Raw genomic sequence first — 19,044 nt, 5'->3', positions numbered from 1 at the left:
TATTGCTCGGCTTTTACAGATTCGGACTCGCTCCATTGAGCTGTATTTTAGAATTTAAATCCTACTGAGACCGACCCTTGAGTCTGGTCTTTCAGTGCTCCGTGTTTATTGAACGGAGCTCGCTCTATTCTTGTATCAACGTAGATGCCGACTGGTGTGTTTAATCTCACACCTAGCGCACCTGTCACTGCTGTATCGTTGAGTGACGTAGAGCTGTTGTATTGTGTACCACTTGCATTTTGTATAGTGTCATGTAGGCGAACATTCATATCTCCGCCTTGTGTGGCTAGGCCCACTGCCACATATGGTTTGATGTCTACGACACCTAAATCAAACGCATATCCTGCTTCGGCTTCAATGCCAGCGCGCCATCCATTTAAATCCGCTTCTGCGTGGGCCATGGGTAGTGTTGGCATAACCTCTCCCATGTAGTGTGTAGCTGGAGCCCCAAGATAGCTACCATTTGTTTTTCCACGCATGTCCTGAACATAACCATTAATCGAGAAGATACGGTTAATGTCATAGCCCATCTCAATCCTTGGCTGAGCTTTTAGGTCACCATATTCAGTTGATTGACCCATAGTTGCACCTGCCCCTAAACGGAAACCAGAGTAATCATCTGCAATTGCAGTATTCGTTAGACCAACAAGCATCGTAGCTAAAAGAACTTTCTTCATCATTTAAAACCTTATGATTAGTAAGTAAAAGATCAACTGTTTCCGTACGTACACATTGCTTCGTGTATTGTTGCCAATCACACGCAGCGTTAGAGGAAATCCTGACCTCTAAAATTTGGTAATTGGTTAATCGAAAATGGGTTGATGCTTTTAGTTCGTTAGCCTATCGAGTGCTCTTACACCTCCTCGAGAATAGAAAGGTAAATAATATCTATTCAAATCATTGAGTAAAAAAATGACTACTTAGTGCAGTTAAAATCAGAGCTGGGAAAACCCAGCTCTGTTGTGTTAATCGATTGGGGAAAATCGATTAAACGATACGCAGACCGCCTTGAGCGATAGCGAAACGACGTGCACGAGTGAACGAGTACGCGTTTGTAATACCTTCACCAGTTGGACCAGCGATTGTGAACGTTGAAGTACCTTCAGCGTTGTAACCTACACCAGATAGCGTTGGACCGTTGTGAGCAAAGATAGTTGTGTTGATAGCACGACCGAACTTAGTTACGTTCTCGATGTTACCAGAGTAGATACATGCAGAGTGCTTGTTACCACGCTCAGCAGCAACTGCGCGCTCGACAGCTTCGTCGATGTTCGCACAACGAACAACTGGAAGTACTGGCATCATTTGCTCTACGTGTACTAGTGGGTGATCGTTCTCAACAACCATAACCGCTAGACGAGTCTCAGACTCAACACCGATAGACTTAAGGATTTCACCTGCGTCTTGACCAACGTGTTGCTTAACTGGGTGCCATACGCGTGCAATTTCTTGCGCAGTACATGGCTTAGCACCGTCGATTTCGTCCATAGTTAGGATTTGTGCAGTTAGCTTCTCAGCTTCTTCTGCAGAAAGAACGTAAGCGCCAGTTGCTTCTAGCTTAGCTAGGAACTCGTCAGCTACTGAATCTTCTACGAATACTTCTTTCTCACCGATACATAGTAGGTTGTTATCGAAAGATGCACCGCCGTAAACGCCAGCCGCAGCTAGGTCTAGGTTAGCAGAAGCGTCAACGATTACAGGTGGGTTACCAGCGCCAGCGCCTACACCTTTCTTACCAGATTGTAGGATTGCTTTAACTAGACCTGGACCACCAGTACCAACTAGCATGTTTACTAGTGGAGACTTAGCGATTTCGTTTAGCGTTTCTAGCGTTGGCTCTTTAACCATAGTAACTAGGTTAGCTGGGCCGCCTGCTTCAACGATAGTTTTGTTGATCATGTCGATCATTACCGCAGAAACAACTTTAGAAGACGGGTGAACGTTGAACGTTACCGCGTTACCAGACGCTAGCATAGAGATAGCGTTGTTAACGATAGTTTCAGTTGGGTTAGTTACAGGAGTAACCGCACCGATAACACCGTAAGGTGCACGCTCTTCTAGAGAGATACCGTTGTCGCCAGACCATACTTTAGTTTCTAGAACTTCAGTACCTGGAGTTTTAGCAGCTGTTAGCTGGTGCTTAGCGATCTTGTCTTCAATACGACCTAGCTTAGTTTCTTCACGAACCATTTTCGCGAAGTCTTCAGCTTTAGCTAGTACAGCGCCACGGATAGCAGTTAGGATTGCTTCACGGCCTTCTTTAGTAGAGTTAGCGTAGAATTCTACTTGTGCTTTGTGAGTTGCTTCGATTGCAGCTTCAACAGTTTCGAAAACGCCTTGTGCGTTGTTGATATCGAATGACATTATAATTACCTTCTGTAAAGTATTCAGTGGCAAGCCACTTTTAAAGAGCAAGCGCCCAGCCTGCTCCTAATCTTTATTCAATTAAGCGAGGCTACGAATTAAGCGTAAACTTGAGCCGCTTCTTCGCCGTTCACTACGCGTAGCGTGCCTAGTACTAGTGCTTCTAGCTCAACTTCACCTGGGAACTTAGTTACCGGAGCGATGAACTCAACGCGCTTAGTGATTTCAGCTGTGATGTACTTGCTGTAAGCGATACCACCCGTTAGCAGGATACCGTCAACTTTTTCACCGCCGAATACCGCGCCCATAGCAGCGATCTGCTTAGAAACTTGGTAAGCCATCGCGTCTGTTACTAGTTTGAACTCAGCGTCGCCAGCTTCCGCTTTCTCTTCGATTTCACGCATGTCGATGCTACCTGTGTAGCTGAATGCGCCGCCTTTACCTTGGATGAATGCTTTCATCTCAGCGTGCGTGTACTCACCGCTAAAGCAGATGTCGATTAGCTCGCGAGTTGGTAGGTCACCAGAACGCTCCGGAGTGAATGGACCTTCAGAAACTGCGTCGTTTACGTCAACAGTTTGGCCGCCCATGTGAGCGCCTACAGTGATACCACCACCCATGTGACAAACGATAACGTTCACGTCTTCGTACTTCTTACCTTGCTCTTCAGCGAATTTGCGCGCGATAGCTTTTTGGTTAAGAGCGTGGAAACGACCCTTACGCTTGATAGCTTTGTGACCAGAGAAAGCCGCTAGCTCAGATAGCTCGTAAGTTACAGGAGCGTCAGTGAAGAATGCTTCGATGCCGTTTTCATCAGCAATTTCTTTACCGATGATGCCTGCAAGGCTTGCTGGGTGCTGGATTTGCGCTTCTAGAAGGTCTGCGATTACTGCATCGTCAACCTTGTAAGTGCCACCAGCGATTGGCTTAAGAACACCACCGCGACAAGCAACAGCGTTTAGCTCAGAAGCTTTAACGCCCGCTTCTTCTAGAGCCGCTAGGATTGCTTCTTTACGGAATGCTTTTTGGTTTGCAACAACTGCACCGAATGGCGCTAGCTCTTCAGCGCTGTGACGTAGAGTTTTCTCGAACAGTTCAGTTGTACCTTCGAAAAGACCGATTTTTGTAGACGTAGAGCCTGGGTTGATAGCTAGAATTTTCATCACTTATAAACCTAATTTAAGTTATTGCTAGTTATAATTAAGCAGACGCGTCTGCTGCTTCTTTCTGCTGGCTCATAGCCGCTACAGAACATGCAAGCGCGATAGATACTGTCTTCTCAGCTTCGCCGTCAGCGCGAGAAACTAGAACAACAGGAATACGTGCACCAAGTAGAACACCCGCCATGCTGAAACCAGCCATGTACTGAAGTGCTTTAGCAAATACGTTGCCTACTTCGATGTTTGGAACCATTAGGATATCTGCGTTGCCCGCTACTGGAGACTCGTAGCCTTTTAGGTTTGCAGCGTACTGAGATACCGCGATATCTAGAGAGATAGGACCAGAAACGATACAACCTTCGATTTCACCGTTTTGGTTCATTTTTTGAAGTTCTGCCGCGTCCATCGTCGCTGGCATCTTGTCGTATGGCTTCTCTTTCGCACATAGGTTAGCCACTTTAGGCTCTTCGATGCCTACAGAGTGCGCTAGGCTCACTGCGTTCTTGATGATGCCTGCTTTTTGCTCAAGCGTTGGCATGATGTTCATCGCTGCGTCAGTGAATACGTGGAAACTGTCGCCGCCTTCTTTAAATAGAACGCCTGCGTGGCTAAGAACGTTACCAGTACGTAGACCGTGCTCTTTCTTAAGCACTTCTTTTAGTAGAACTGAAGTGTCGATTAGACCCTTCATTAGTAGGTCGCCTTTACCTTCAGCAATTGCAGATACCGCTGCAGTTGCGATTGCTTCTAGACCATCAGCTTCGATAATGTCGAAGTTCGCTAGATCAACGTTTGCTTTTGCTGCTGCTTCATTGATTAGCGCGCGCTCACCAACAAGAATCACGTCTGCCATGCCTTCTTGGAATGCGTTGTTTGCTGCGTCTAGCGTTGCATCATCATGCGCTGCTGCAACAACCATGCGTTGCTTCTTACCGAACTTTTTAGCTTGCTGAATAAAGAAGTCTTTATTGTACATAGGGGCGATACCTTATATTTAAGAAGAGAGCCACTCGCCCTCTTTCTATTATCGATAAACACTTATCTCTAAAAACAATCCGTCACTGTGGAGCAATTGAAGCGGATTATTTTTTGGACCCTCGTGAAAGGTTGAGTTGAATTTATCGTAGGTATTGTCGGAATTAACGTCACTCAGTGTCAGTTTTTTTGACCGATTTACGGTAACAACTATTTGACCATGAATGGATTAACGTCCCTCACATCACTCTGAGCAATAAGAGAAGATCGTGATCACATAATTGGGGTGTTTTGAGAGGGAATTTGACCACTACATGACAAAGCAAAGCCCTGAGAGAACTAGGTAACACACCAGTTATATCAGGTATGTTACCTAGTATTTGTTAGGTAACATGGCATCGTAATAACGCAAATTCACCGCGATTATCTATTTACCTTTTCCAATAAAAGAACGAAAAAAGTCTGATACCGAAACCAATCATTCAGGCCATGAATGATGCTTTTCAATTTGTAAAGTACAACAACGACACTAGAGTAAGTTTTTTTGACGCTGAGTGAAGTGCCTCACTCAAAGACCTTCCCCTATACTCGACCTCAGCAAATAACAGTGATTCGGAACGCTTAAGTTTATGAATCACAAAATAGATATTACATTGACTACCATAAGTAAGGGTCGACGATGACAATCCAAAATCGCCTAGAAGAAAGTGTTAAAAACCTAAACACTGTATTAGAAGAGCAAAAGCAGCTTCTTGCTGAGCACAAAGCGAACCAAAACTACGCTGAGCGCCTACAAAACCTGCTTACTCCAACAGATGAACTAAGCACTAAAGGTGATGACCTATACATCGGTGGCTGCAAAGCGACTGATCTCATTGAACAGTACGGTAGCCCGCTATTCGTACTAAGCGAAGACACACTACGTGGTAACCTACGCCGTGTTAAAAACGCGTTCGGCTCAAACTGGCCAAAGCCAGTGAACGTAATGTTCGCAATCAAATCAAATACTAACTACGCGGTTCGTGCTATCTGTAACGAAGAAGGCGTGGGTGGTGACTGTTTCGGCCCTGGTGAAGTTGAAGCAACTTACATCGCAGGTGCGGATCCAAAGACTATCGCACTTAACGGTACAGTGAAGCCTGAGCTAGCTATCCGTAAAGCCATTGAGTACGGTTACGCAATCCACCTAGACTCATACGAAGAAATCGAAATCGTTGAGCGCATCGCAGCTGAAGTTAAGCCAAAAGAAAAAGTACGTATCGCGGTACGTCTAAAAGTTATCCCAGAAGATTTCTTCAACGACTTCGAACCAGATGCATACCCGTTCCCTAACTTCATCGGCGCGATGAAGTGGATCAAGTTCGGTCTACTAAAAGAAGAAGCGAAGAAAATCGTTAACCGCGTTAAAGAAATCGATGCATTCGAATTCTACGGTTTCCACACTCACCTAGGTCGCTTCTCTAAGCAACCAGAAGGTTGGGATGCGCTATACCGTGAGTACGCACGCAACGTTATCGAGATCTCTCGTGAGTGTGGCGTTCAACCATTCCAAATCGACCTAGGCGGCGGTTGGCCACGTGAGCGTGAGCCTGAGTGTCGTAGCGTTGAGAACATGATGAACCCGAACACAATCGAAGACTACGCGTCTATCGTTTGTAAAGGCATGCTAGAAGAATTCAACAAAGAAGGCTTCGAGATCCCACAACTATGGCTAGAACCAGGTCGTTACATCGCGGGTAACATCGGTACGCTACTAACGTCTGTATACGTAGTGAAAGATGACCAAGAGATGGACTACACCTACACAATGGTTGATGCGTCTACTTACCTAGCAACGCTAGTTGAGTCTCAAGAGTCTAAGAACCCAGTTCTACCAGCGAACAAGATGACTCAACCTCTTCAAGAGAAGACAACTGAAGTAGCGGGTCCAATCTGTATCCCATCAATCTGGGAAAGCGGCGCACGCATGCCAGCTCTAGAGCCAAAAGACGTTCTAGCTATCATGGATGTAGGTCACTACGCAGAATCTCAAGCGAGCCAGTTCAACTCACTACCTCGCCCTGCAACTGTACTAGTTAAAGACGGTGAAGCTGAGCTAATCAAGCGCGCTGAAACGGTTGAAGACGTATTTGCTACGCAAATCCTTCCAGAGCGTTTCAAAAAAGCAAAAGCAGAACTTGAGAAGCAGCGTAAAGCGTAATTCTTAAGTCTTCTGGACGGACAAAAGCCTCTCTATTGAGAGGTTTTTTCGTATCTGTCACCTAGATAATCACACCGATAGATAAGTAACAAAAAAGCGGAACAGTTTCCTGCTCCGCTTTTCAATAATCTCGCTTTCTAACAATGGCTACTGTTAATCAAGTAGCTTGCGCGCCGCTTCCACAACAATGCGAATAGAACGAGTCTCTGCTTGTTTCAGCGTATCGTGATCCGGTGTCTCTTTTTGAGTACGGTTGATGATAACGCCCGCAACACAGCCAGCACGTAGACCTGAACTCGCGCACATGGTTAGTAGCGTGGCAGATTCCATTTCAAAGTTAAGCACACCCATTTGTTGCCACTCTTCCATAGAACCTTGGAAACGACGTACCACACGACCCGAGAACGTATCGTAGCGCTCTTGGCCTGGGTAGAAAGTATCGCTCGATGCGGTCACGCCAGTATGTACAGTTGAACCTGCATCAATCGCCGCTTCTTTCATTGCCGTTGCTACATCGAAGTCTGCAACCGCTGGGAACTCCATCGGCGCAAAGTGTAGGCTTGCACCATCAAGGCGAACCGAGCCTGTGGTCACAATCATATCGCCCACATTCACATGTGATTGAATCGCACCTGTCGTACCAACGCGCAAGAAGGTGCGCACACCAAGTTGTGCCAGCTCTTCTACCGCGATAGACGTTGATGGACCACCGATACCAGTCGAACAAACCACCACTGGCTTGCCGTCTAGTTTTGCACGGTACACAGTGTACTCACGTTGGCTTGCCAAAAACTCTGGCTCATCCATCAACTCAGCGATCTTCTGAACTCGAGCTGGGTCACCTGGAATAATGGCAATTGTCGCGCCTTGTAGATCTTCTTTATTTACTCCGAGATGGAAAACAGCTTGGGACATGGGGGACTCCTTTTGTCTCTTGGGTATGGGTTTAAGCTTATAAGATAGCGCGAGCAATAAACGTACTCAGATCACACTTTATTAATGCAACAAAACATAATTTACAAATAAAAAAGGTTTGCATCACACTTTACTGTCGAATTAGCGGTGTTTTTGCACAGATTTAGTTTTTACGCTCACAAAAAAGCCGCCCTCGCAGTTTGTGCACAAGAGCGGCTTTGTTCACATCAATGCTTGTTTAATCTAGTGAGGATTTGTGGCGTAATAATCTAAGTGCATTCAAGGTTACTATCGCGGTTGCGCCACTGTCAGCGAGCACTGCAACCCATAGCCCCGTGATACCCAGTAAACTTGTCACCAAGAATACCCCTTTCAATCCAAGCGCAAGGGCGACGTTTTGCTTAATATTATTAAGCGTCGCGCGTGACAGCTCTATCATCGCTGGCAACTCGGTTAGGCGATTGTGCGTTAGCGCGGCATCCGCTGTTTCCAACGCCACATCCGTGCCTCCCCCCATCGCAACACCAATGTTCGCCGCTTTCATAGCAGGCGCATCATTGATGCCATCTCCAACCATTGCCACTCGGTGCTGACTCGCCAATGCATTGATAAAGGTTACCTTGTCGGCTGGCAGTAAGCGTGCTTTGTAGTCCATACCCAACGGTGCTGCGATGGAAGCCGCGCTGCGCTCATTATCCCCCGTTAGCATGATGGTGCGAACGCCGAGTTTAGATAGCTTAGCAACCGCTTCAGCAGTGTCGGGACGCATTTCATCTTGCCATGCAATCAAGCCTTGCAGCTCTAGACCATCATTCGACGCGCGCAATGCAACGACGACCGTTTTGCCTTGGCCCTCGAGTAACTCAATCTGCTTATTTACTTCAGCTGGGATTGGCATGTCTAACTTAGACGGTGCTGACAGTACCCATTTTACGCCACCAATTAGCCCTTCAACACCAACGCCCACAAGTGCCCTCTGTTCGTCAGCACTTGGAATCGTTAACCCTAAGCGTTCAACATGACGCACTAGAGAGGTCGCCAATGGATGGTTAGAGCCTTGTTCAATAGAGGCGGTAGCAGCTAACAGCTCTTGCTCCGTTAAAGCACCAGATACAATCACGTCGGTAACCTGAGGCTTACCTAATGTGAGCGTCCCTGTTTTATCAAAGGCCACTGACTCTATATTGCCAAGTTGCTCTAGTGCAGCACCACCCTTAATCAGCGCACCGCGTCGGGTTGCCGCCGCGAGTCCCGATGTAATCGCAGCAGGAGTGGAAATAACCAAAGCGCAAGGGCAGGCAATCAACAACAGCGCAAGTCCGCGATAGACCCAGGTTTCCCATGGCTGCGCAAACAGCAGTGGCGGTGTGATAATCACCAACAGCGATACCACCATCATTAGTGGCGTGTACCAGCGGCTGAACTTATCAAGAAAACGTTCAATTGGCGCTTTGCGAGATTCGGCTTCTTCGATCAGATGCAAAATTCGATCAATCGCGTTCTCACCTTGCTTCGACGTGACTTTTAAGCGCACCACTTTATCCGCCAATACCGCACCTGCCATAACCGTATCGCCTACCAGACGTTCAACTGGGACGGACTCACCTGTTAAAGCACTTTCATCAAAACTGGCATTCGAGCTGACTAACTCACCATCTGCAGGCATTCGATCACCTGGTGCGACTTCGATGATGTCACCTGGTACCAGTGCCGATGCACTTTTGGATTGGCGTTCATTGTTAACAATCACCGTGGCTTCTTCAGGTACCAAAGACATTAATGCCTGTACCCCACTTCTTGCTCGAGAGGCAGCAAAGGCTTCTAAACGCTCACCAATCAAGAACAGCAACAACACCATTGCGGCTTCGACGGTTTCACCGAGATACAGTGCACCAATAGCGGCAACACTCATCAGTGTTTCAATCGCAAATGGAGTACCCGATTTGGCTAACTTAATAGCTTTGGTACCAATAGGGATAAGACCGAGAACACAGGTCAGGGTGAATAGCCATTCACTCATCGCAGGGTAAGCGCCTTTAAAAGCAGCGGCGATAGCCATACCAGTGGATATCGCTAGGATATGAAAGTTGTCTTTAAAGGTCTTTTGCCAGCCGGATGACTGAGCTTGTTCGTTAGTATTATTCGAGCTGCCATCGAGGGCATGGACGGTAAAGCCTGCATCGATAACCGCCGCTTCGACTTGTGAAAACAACGCGGGCTCATCAACTCGCACGACGAGTTTCTCCGTCGCGAACATCACTTTCGAGCTCACCACACCGCTAATTCTATTGGTCGCTGTCTCCACCTTACGTGCACAGGATGGGCAATCCATACCGACGACTTTCCAAGATTTCAATAAACCATCAGAGTTTGCAGTCGAGGCCTCTTGTTCTTGCCCACTGGAAGCCGAGGGTTCTTCAGGTTCAGCACTACAGCATTCGCTGCCTGAAGAACATCCCTCAGAGGCTGCTTGTGACGAAACCGTTGTAATTTGTGCAATTTTCGGTACATCGCATGCTTCCCCCACAGGGCGGATGACATTGATTTTTTGCGAGCTGCAACCTGTATGCTTAGTACACATGGGACTCTCCTTTTCATATCCTACGCCCCAAGTGTAAACCTTGGAGTTACCTCCAAGGTCAAGAAAAAGTTAGCCAGAAAGTGTCGGAGACTCCAACTGTTTATCTATCTTCGACACCTCTTCAATCATTACAGGGTCATGAGTACAAAACGGCTGTGAGTTTACGCTAACAATGCTTGGGTCTTCTGCTTGAGTACATTCCCCTGTTTTGTGCAAATCAGCAATGTGAAAACGCAACACAATGTAACCTAGAACGCCAAACACGATGTTCCCGACCGCTTGACCATATAACACCCCTAGTGCACCAAACCAAAGTGACCCAAAATAAACGAAAGGAAGTGTCCCTGCTGTTGCCTTACCAAGGTTCAGAGCTGTTGAGTACAAAGGCTTGCCGAGATTATTAAACGAGGTATTGGCAACGAACAAGACGCCATTGAAGACAAAGGTGATTGCCACATAGGTTGCAAACGCGGCGACAATAAGCGAGGCGTCACCAGTTAAAGAAAATACCGCAATAAGCTGATCTTGGACCAAATAGAGTAAAAGACACACCACCACTGTGTAGAGCGTTGTTACGATTAGCGAGTTTTTAAGTGTCTCCTCCACCCTATCTATTTTTGCCGCACCAAAGTTCTGTCCAATTATTGGTCCCACCGCGCCAGAGAGCGCAAAAATAAACGCAAAACAAACTGGGGTAATTCGGCCAATGACCGCAAAGCCAGCCACAAAATCTTCGCCGTATTGCGCTATCGCTGTCGTCACAATGGCATTGCCAATCGGCGTTGCGGTATTGGTAATAATGGCGGGAATCGCAATGGCTAACATAACTTTAGTATCGCGACGAACGCTATCAAAACTGGGCCTTGAAAGCAGTTGATGCACTTTAACCAAAGGAACGAATGAGAAATAGAATACAGCAAATCTCGCCACAACAGATGCCGCTGCCGCCCCTTCGACGTTCCAGTTAAAGCCAAAAATAAACAAAGGGTCGAGTATGGCGTTAACGATACCACCAGCTAACGTCGCCCACATTGAGCGTTTGGCATCACCCGCAGCTCGAAGGCCTGCACCACTCGCCATCCCAAGCGCAATGAGTGGCGTGCTCGGCAGTAAGATCCACAAATAGGCTTCGGCGCGCTCATGCGCTTTGCCTTCAGCGCCAATCGCGGTGAGAAGTTCGGGTATATACGCGCACATCACGGCAGTCACGATGGCGCTGATAAGGAATGAAATAACTAAAACGCTGCTACCAATTTCGCGGGCATAGCTAATATCCTTGGCACCTATCGCTTTAGACATTAATGCCCCCATCGCAATAGAGGTACCGATACTCACTGAAGTGGCAAAGAACGTCAAAGTTCCGGCAAAGCCAACCGCCGCAGCAAGCTCAGCTTGCCCCAACATACTGATAAAAAGCATATCGAGCAGATCGACAATAAAGATCGCCATAATACCCACGGTAGACGTACCCGACATCACCAAAATGTGGCGCATCGTTGATCCTTCAACAAACTTGGCAGACTGTTCAGCCATTGAATTCCCTTTCTTTCTACAAACAACTTATCTCTACATACAACAAAGGGCGCCGCAGCGCCCATTTAGATCATCATAACCGTTATACTGGATGTTTGAAGCACGCTTCAATCGTTTTACCAATCGCTCGAAGTACATCGCGTCGAGTAATGATACCGACTAAACGTCCATTATCGATAACTGGGTACATCTTAGGTTTGCCCACTTTCATCATATCGGCAAGCTCAATAATCGATGTGTGCGGCGATACAGACAAAACTTCTCGGTACATACAGTCACCGACGGTGTGAGTGTCTTGACAGTGATAACTCACCTTTACCAGCTTCTCAAGCAAATCCTGCTCCGAAATAAAGCCGATGACCTGCTCTTTATCGTCAATCACAGGTCCGCCTAAGTGAGTCGACTGCATAACTTTGTCTAGTGCAGCGCTAAGCGACATGTCTTCGGTAAACGTGACTGTTCTTTGCGTCATATAATCTTTTACTTTTAGCGACTCCATAGCACTCTCCTTTTCGTCCCTTGCTAATAACCTTCTACGTCCATTGTTGGCGAAACTGCCAAAAGGTCTAAGTGGGAATTACCGATACTGTCGATAGTGAATTCCTATCGCAGTGTTTTACTGCTTGATATTTCTAAGAGTAAGACGGTTTTTTCTGTTTTGCCTATCTTATGGATAAGATTTTTGTAACAATCAGGTCTTCACTCAGTCACAAAATGTCACCAGTACTTTCTTCACCATGTTTAAAAAACTTCTCAACACCTTGTCAGACGCTATCGAATTTCGCTCGCGAATTTGGGTTGTGCATGTGTCTGAATCGTTCTTGAAAGATCAGTCTTTCGTCGTCAATGAGGACCAGTTTTCGAGCCCACTTTCGTGGATGAAAAACAAAGGTTACGATGAGAGTATGTTGGAGAAAGTTGAGTTGATGAAGCCGTCCCAAATAGTAGTAGTGGAACTAGGCGGCGCGACTCACCAACTCATGAGAGTTAAATAGCGCCACTAATGATGACGCTATTGGATTAAGGTTTTAGGCTGACATCACCCAAACTTCTTCGCCGCGTATTTCAACAAGCCATGTTTTCACCGAGACGTCAGGGTCTTCGATACACTCACCTGAGGTTAGGTCGAAGTGTTGTTTGTACAGCGGAGAGGCGACACAATCGCGTCCACCAATATCGCCAACGATTCCACGACTTAACACGAATGCTTCACCGATTGGGTCCCAGTTATCAATGGCGTACACGGCTTGTTCGGTCTCTGGTAGATAGAACAGCGCAAGCTGAGCCTCTCCCACCAATGCACCGCGTCCTTGATATGGCGTCAAATCGGCAACATCACAAATCTTACTCCACATGATTAATCCTCCAACTGCGGGTCAACGATGGTGACAGGAATTCTCTGACCTCGAACGCGCTGATAGCCAAGGTCGGTACTTTGTTGGTCACTGTTAATAAACGGCATAAACTTGGCGCGTTTTTCTTCCGATTCAACCGCGGTTTTCCATTCACATTGGTAGGTGTCGACAATGTGCTGCATCTGTTTTTCAAGCTGCGCATTGATACCAAGTGAGTCTTCAATGACCACTTGCTTAAGGTATTCTAAACCGCCTTCTAGGTTTTCCATCCAAACCGAGGTTCGCTGCAATCGCTCACCGGTTTTCACATAGAACATCAGCACTCGGTCAATCAAGGCCACTAGCTCGTCTGTCGTTAGGTCAGAAGCTAATAGATCGGCGTGGCGTGGGCGCATACCGCCATTACCACATACGTACAAGTTCCAGCCATTTTCGGTGGCGATCACACCAATATCTTTACTTTGTGCCTCGGCACACTCTCGTGTACACCCAGAAACCGCAAACTTAATTTTGTGCGGAGCGCGCAACCCTTTGTAGCGGTTCTCTAGATCGATGGCGAGACCAACAGAATCATCGACACCATAGCGACACCAAGTCGAACCGACACACGATTTCACGGTGCGCAGTGACTTACCGTAAGCGTGTCCGGTCTCAAAACCCGCTGAAATCAATGTATCCCAGATCTCTGGAAGCTGCTCCACTTGAGCACCGAATAAGTCGACACGCTGACCACCGGTGATCTTGGTGTAGAGATCGAATTTCTTCGCTACTTCACCGAGTACAATCAACTTCTCTGGCGTAATTTCACCGCCTGGTACGCGAGGTACAACAGAATAAGAGCCATCTTTTTGAAGGTTAGCAAGGAAAAGGTCATTGGAGTCTTGCAGACCACGATGCGAACCCTCTAGTACGTGCTCATTCCAAAGTGAAGCAAACACCGATGCGGCAGTAGGCTTACAGATGTCGCAGCCCTTGCCTTTACCATGCTTCTCAATGAGCTCGTCAAAGCTTTTTATCGACTCTACTTGGCAGATATGGAACAGCTCTTGTCGTGAAAACTCAAAGTGCTCACAAAGGTGGTTGTTGACCTCTTGCCCCATGGCGACGAGCTCTTCATCTAGGACGCTCTTGACCATATTGGCACAGCCACCACAACCAGTTCCGGCCTTGGTTTCATCTTTCAAAGTCGCAAGATCGTGTGCCCCCGCATGAATCGCTTCAACCAGATCACCACGTGTCACGTTGTGACAAGAACAGATCATGGTCGATGCGCTCGCACCACCAGAGAGTGAGCTAGTGTCAAACAGCAGTTCAGCCGGATGTTCTGGCAAGGCTTTTTCATTCAGATAAGCTTGCAACAACAAATCGTAATCAGAGGTATCACCGACAAGGATTGCACCGATAAGTTTGCTGCTGGTTTCGTCGACAATCAGTTTTTTGTAAGTACCTTGCGCCATATCTTGCAGCACCATCTCTTTGGCACCCGGAGTCTGCATCTGCGCATCACCGATAGAAGCCACATCAACACCGAGCAGCTTAAGCTTGGTACTCATGTCTGCGCCTTCAAACGTCGCCACCTTACCCATAAGCTGGTCTGCAACGGCTCTCGCCATTGCGTAACCGGGAGCAACCAGTCCAAATATTCGATTTTGCCAAAGCGCACACTCACCAATAGCGTAAATAGCATCGTCGCTGGTTTGGCAGTTATCATTAATCACGATACCACCACGCTCGCCAATCTCTAGACCAGCAGCTCTTGCTAGCGCATCCTGTGGACGAATGCCTGCAGAGAACACGACCACATCAACATCTAACGGGTCAGCATCTTTGAACACCATGCGGTGATAGGCTGTTTCGCCGTCGCAGATTTTGTCAGTACCGGTAGAGGTGTGAACTGTGAGTCCGAGATCTTCGATCTTATCTTTCAAAAGACCACCAGCGCCATCATCAAGCTGCACCGGCATAAGGCGGGGTGCAAACTCGATAACATGGGTTTCGAGACCTAGAAGCTTAAGTGCGTTAGCCGCCTCAAGACCTAATAGACCACCACCAATGACCGCCCCTGTTTTCGCACCTTCACACGCTTTGCGAATCGCGGAGAGGTCGTCCAATGTGCGATAAACGAATACATTGTCTCGGTCTTTACCTTCAATGGGTGGCACAAATGGATACGAGCCCGTGGCTAATACCAAATGGTCATAACCGAGAATGTCTTCACCGTCGAGTGTGATGCGTTTCGCTTGCTTGTCGATGTCTGTCACTCGACTGCCAAGTACAAGCTCAACGCCATACTTTTTGTACCATTCTTCATCGCCTAACATCAGTGAATCATGTGAATTGCCAGAGAACAGTGATGAAAGTTGTACACGGTCATAGGCAGCGTAGCGCTCTTCACCAATCACCGTGATTCGATAATTTAAATGTCCTTGTTGGCTAATAAGGTGAGCAATAAAGTGATGCCCAACCATGCCGTTTCCAACTACGACTAGATGCTCCATATCTGCTGCTCCCTATGCGCTTTTCTTCGCGTCTTTCTGTTTGCTGATTTCGACCGATCCTGACAGCTCGTTTTTCGCCTGTTTCTCATATAGGAAGGTCAATACGGCTTGGCGGTATTTTTGATACTGCGGGTTGTCTGCCATTGCCACGCGGTTACGTGGGCGTTCTAGGTTAATATCCAACACCTCGCCGATGGTCGCTGCTGGTCCATTGGTCATCATGACAATCTTGTCAGAAAGCAAGACCGCTTCATCCACATCGTGGGTAATCATAATCACGGTGTTGTTGAGCTCAGTTTGAATCGCCATTAGGGCATCTTGAAGCTTGGCACGCGTCAATGCATCCAAAGCACCAAACGGTTCGTCCATTAACAGTACTTTTGGCTTAAGTGCTAGGGCGCGAGCAATGCCCACACGCTGCTTCATACCACCGGAGATTTCATCCGGCTTCTTATCTGCTGCATGATCCATTTCCACGAGTTCAAGATAATGGTGTACCTGCTCTTTCACCCATGCTTTGTCTTTGCCCTTCGCTACCTGCTTAACGGCAAGCTCAATGTTCTCGTATACTGTTAGCCATGGCAGAAGCGAGTGGTTTTGGAACACCACAGCACGCTCAGGCCCAGGGCCATCCACTTCTCGTCCATCAACGATAACACCACCATCGGTTGGGAAGTGAAGCCCAGCGACCAAGTTCAGCACGGTAGACTTACCACAGCCAGAGTGACCAATCAGAGAGATAAACTCGCCTTTTTGTATCTGTAAATTAACGTTTTTCAGTGCCACAAACTCCCCTTGTGGCGTAGGGAACCGCATTCCAAGCTGGGTCAGGTCAAGTAAAGGTTTCGACATCAGTAACTTCCTTATTCCATTCGTCTAGGTATCACTCGTTAGTGTGGTGGCTACCTAGTTAGCGGAGCGATTGTTGTTTATTCCAAGAAAAGTGTTTTTGTAGTAGCAACATGCCACGGTCTAGTAACAGTCCGATAAAGCCGATAGCAAATACCGCGACCATGATTCGGCCTAGTGATGCTGAGCTGCCGTTCTGGAATTCATCCCAAACAAACTTGCCAAGACCTGGGTTCTGCGCCAGCATTTCTGCCGCAATCAGTACCATCCATGCGATACCGAGTGACAAGCGAAGACCGGTAAAGATCATTGGAATCGCAGACGGTAGAACGATAGTGCGAATGTGTTGCCACCACGAGAGCTTAAGCACCTTGCTTACGTTAAGAAGATCCTTGTCTACGCTCGTTACACCCACCGCGGTATTAATCAAAGTTGGCCACAAGCTACATAGCGCAACGGTAATCAGTGAGTTGACGAATGACTTAGCAAACAGTGGATCGTCACTGACATAAGTCGCACTCACGACCATGGTCACAATCGGTAGCCATGCCAACGGTGAAACTGGCTTAAGTAGTTGAATGATTGGGTTAAATGCCTGATAAACCCCTTGATTTAAGCCAAGGACGATACCGAGTGGAATCGCGATGACCGAAGCGAGGATGAAACCACCTGCCACCGTAATCAATGACGTTCCAATCTGGTCAAAGAAAGTCGGTTTACCCGTGTATGGGCGGATCTTCACTTCCGCGTCTGGGTTTTTCGCCAGTTTTGCTGCGTTGCGTTTTTCCTGACGCTCAACGAAAGCTTCCGCTTTCTCACGCTCCTCTACATGCTCCGCAGCTAGGTTTTTAAATTGTTCAAACGTTTGAACGGGACCTGGAAGGGTACCCAGTGACGTTTCAACCTGTCTCGCTGCCAAATGCCACATCATTAGGAAACAAAGAATCCCGATGAGGGGGAACAGCAGCACTCGGCTGCGGTTCACCACCATTTCACGGCTTGGCTTCAGTGATATTACGTTCGTTGCCATCGCCTTTACTCCTTAGCTATTACTGCAATCATTCCGTTGACCTAATGCTTAAACCTTGTCTTTGCCTTTCAGACCGATTGAGAATTTCTCAAGGTAAGCGTTAGGTTTAGTGCCGTCGTAGACGATGTTGTCGATAAAGTGTTTCTGAGGGGCACGGAAGCCATCTTCAGATTTAAAATCAGGGAAGTCTTTCGACGTTAGTACGCCATCTTCTACCAAGGCTTCAGCCGCTTGTTGATAGATGTCAGGACGGTATACTTCCTTCGCGATGTTCATGTACCACTCATCATCCTGTGAATCAGCAATCTGACCCCAACGACGCATCTGTGTTAGGTACCAAATCGCGTCACTGTAGTATGGGTATGTCGCGTTGTGGCGGAAGAACACGTTAAAGTCAGGTACATCACGCTTATCGCCTTTCTCGTATTCGAACGTACCTGTCATGCTGTTAGCGATAACTTCAGCATCCGCACCTACATAAGCACTCTTCGCAAGGATCTTCACGGCCTCTTCACGGTTTGCGTTGTTATTCTCATCCAACCAATGCGCAGCACGGATAAGCGCTTTTACAACACGGATATGAGTATTTGGGTTTTCTTCAGCCCATGACTTCGATACACCAAATACCTTCTCTGGGTTGTTTTTCCAGATCTCGTAGTCGGTCACGACTGGTACACCAATACCCTTAAATACCGCTTGTTGGTTCCACGGTTCGCCTACGCAGTAGCCTTCAATCGTGCCCGCTTCCATGGTCGCTGGCATTTGCGGTGGTGGCGTCACGCTAAGCAGAACATCGGCATTCACTTGACCGCTGTTATCACCGGATTTTGGTGCATAGTAACCAGGGTGAATACCACCAGCTGCGAGCCAGTAGCGCAGTTCATAGTTATGTGTGGATACAGGGAACACCATACCCATATTGAACGGTTTACCTTCATCTAGGTAACCCTCAACCACAGGCTTTAGCGCATCGGCTTTGATTGGGTGAACCGGTTTGCCATCCGCTTGCATCTCAAGGTGTGGCTTCATCGCCGACCAAGTTTTGTTAGAAACCGTAATCGCATTACCGTTTAAGTCCATGCTAAATGCCGTGATGACTTCTGCTTTGGTACCAATACCTATGGTTGCACCTAACGGCTGACCAGCCAGCATGTGTGCGCCATCAAGTTCACCGTCAATCACACGGTCTAGCAGTACCTTCCAGTTCGCTTGCGCTTCTAGCGTCACGTAAAGACCTTCGTCCTCAAAGAAGCCTTTCTCGTATGCGACGGCAAGCGGCGCCATATCGGTCAGCTTGATGAAGCCAAACTTCAGCTCTTCGATTTCTGGCTCGCCCAATTCAGCCCATGCTGATGTGCCAACAAGTAGCGTTGCTGTCGCGATTGTTGCGGTGCTGACGCGATGAAACGTCTTACCGATCTGAGTTCCTAATTGAGTCCATTTCTTCATAACACTCTCTCCGTGTGATGCTTAAAAATTTTTCCAAAAAAAGGCGCTACTGCTATCAATAAGCAATAGAGCCTATGTATAAGCAGTAACGCCGTCGCCAACCTTCACTTCACCGCCGTTGATGATTTCAGGAGC

General features: G+C 47.5%; 14 protein-coding genes. 1 reads left to right on the top strand and 13 read right to left on the bottom strand.

What is annotated here, in order from left to right:
- Positions 1 to 47 precede the first annotated feature (47 nt).
- The 4 genes from AC6I8U_RS05040 to AC6I8U_RS05025 all read right to left on the bottom strand — a co-directional run bounded on the left by AC6I8U_RS05040 (position 48) and on the right by AC6I8U_RS05025 (position 4,500).
- A complete protein-coding gene (locus AC6I8U_RS05040; RefSeq protein ID WP_234495508.1) occupies positions 48 to 680 on the bottom strand; it encodes an outer membrane beta-barrel protein in 633 nt (210 codons plus the stop codon).
- Between the two features lie 307 nt (positions 681 to 987).
- A complete protein-coding gene (locus tag AC6I8U_RS05035; RefSeq protein ID WP_498017892.1) occupies positions 988 to 2,364 on the bottom strand; it encodes an aldehyde dehydrogenase in 1,377 nt (458 codons plus the stop codon).
- A 98-nt stretch (positions 2,365 to 2,462) separates the two neighbouring features.
- The gene (buk, locus tag AC6I8U_RS05030) at positions 2,463 to 3,527 is read right to left on the bottom strand and encodes a butyrate kinase (protein WP_234495507.1); all 1,065 of its coding nucleotides are present in this window, start codon (positions 3,525 to 3,527) and stop codon (positions 2,463 to 2,465) included.
- 37 nt (positions 3,528 to 3,564) lie between these two features.
- Positions 3,565 to 4,500: a bifunctional enoyl-CoA hydratase/phosphate acetyltransferase gene (locus AC6I8U_RS05025; RefSeq protein WP_042476694.1), complete on the bottom strand. Its 936-nt coding sequence runs from the start codon at positions 4,498 to 4,500 to the stop codon at positions 3,565 to 3,567.
- Positions 4,501 to 5,178: 678 nt separating this feature from the next.
- On the opposite strand from AC6I8U_RS05025, the gene AC6I8U_RS05020 reads away from it, so the two are divergent.
- Positions 5,179 to 6,699, top strand: a complete 1,521-nt coding sequence (locus AC6I8U_RS05020) for a diaminopimelate decarboxylase family protein (protein ID WP_394151700.1) — start codon at positions 5,179 to 5,181, stop codon at positions 6,697 to 6,699.
- Positions 6,700 to 6,852: 153 nt separating this feature from the next.
- Here the strand turns inward: AC6I8U_RS05020 and udp are convergent, their stop codons facing one another.
- From udp to AC6I8U_RS04975, 9 genes are all read right to left on the bottom strand, one after another.
- On the bottom strand, positions 6,853 to 7,614 hold the full coding sequence (udp, locus tag AC6I8U_RS05015) for a uridine phosphorylase (RefSeq protein WP_498017891.1): 762 nt from the start codon (positions 7,612 to 7,614) through the stop codon (positions 6,853 to 6,855).
- 238 nt (positions 7,615 to 7,852) lie between these two features.
- Positions 7,853 to 10,195 carry a zinc/cadmium/mercury/lead-transporting ATPase gene (locus tag AC6I8U_RS05010; RefSeq protein ID WP_498017890.1) on the bottom strand — a complete coding sequence of 781 codons (2,343 nt, stop codon included), beginning with the start codon at positions 10,193 to 10,195 and terminating at the stop codon, positions 7,853 to 7,855.
- A gap of 69 nt (positions 10,196 to 10,264) precedes the next feature.
- Positions 10,265 to 11,728: an MATE family efflux transporter gene (locus AC6I8U_RS05005; protein WP_498017889.1), complete on the bottom strand. Its 1,464-nt coding sequence runs from the start codon at positions 11,726 to 11,728 to the stop codon at positions 10,265 to 10,267.
- Between the two features lie 82 nt (positions 11,729 to 11,810).
- A complete protein-coding gene (locus AC6I8U_RS05000) occupies positions 11,811 to 12,227 on the bottom strand; it encodes a CBS domain-containing protein (protein WP_234495502.1) in 417 nt (138 codons plus the stop codon).
- 529 nt (positions 12,228 to 12,756) lie between these two features.
- A complete protein-coding gene (gene nirD / locus AC6I8U_RS04995) occupies positions 12,757 to 13,083 on the bottom strand; it encodes a nitrite reductase small subunit NirD (protein WP_498017888.1) in 327 nt (108 codons plus the stop codon).
- 2 nt (positions 13,084 to 13,085) lie between these two features.
- Complete coding sequence (gene nirB / locus AC6I8U_RS04990) at positions 13,086 to 15,581, bottom strand: nitrite reductase large subunit NirB (RefSeq protein ID WP_498017887.1); 2,496 nt, start codon at positions 15,579 to 15,581, stop codon at positions 13,086 to 13,088.
- A gap of 12 nt (positions 15,582 to 15,593) precedes the next feature.
- Positions 15,594 to 16,433 (bottom strand): ABC transporter ATP-binding protein, encoded by an 840-nt coding sequence (locus AC6I8U_RS04985; RefSeq protein ID WP_498017886.1) that lies wholly within the window; start codon positions 16,431 to 16,433, stop codon positions 15,594 to 15,596.
- Positions 16,434 to 16,491: 58 nt separating this feature from the next.
- On the bottom strand, positions 16,492 to 17,460 hold the full coding sequence (locus AC6I8U_RS04980) for an ABC transporter permease (protein ID WP_234495499.1): 969 nt from the start codon (positions 17,458 to 17,460) through the stop codon (positions 16,492 to 16,494).
- Positions 17,461 to 17,508: 48 nt separating this feature from the next.
- A complete protein-coding gene (locus tag AC6I8U_RS04975; protein ID WP_234495498.1) occupies positions 17,509 to 18,909 on the bottom strand; it encodes a CmpA/NrtA family ABC transporter substrate-binding protein in 1,401 nt (466 codons plus the stop codon).
- Positions 18,910 to 19,044: the final 135 nt, after the last annotated feature.

It is taken from the genome of Vibrio sp. KUL80, assembly GCF_059725495.1.
This window is presented reverse-complemented; position numbering and strand designations above follow the sequence as displayed.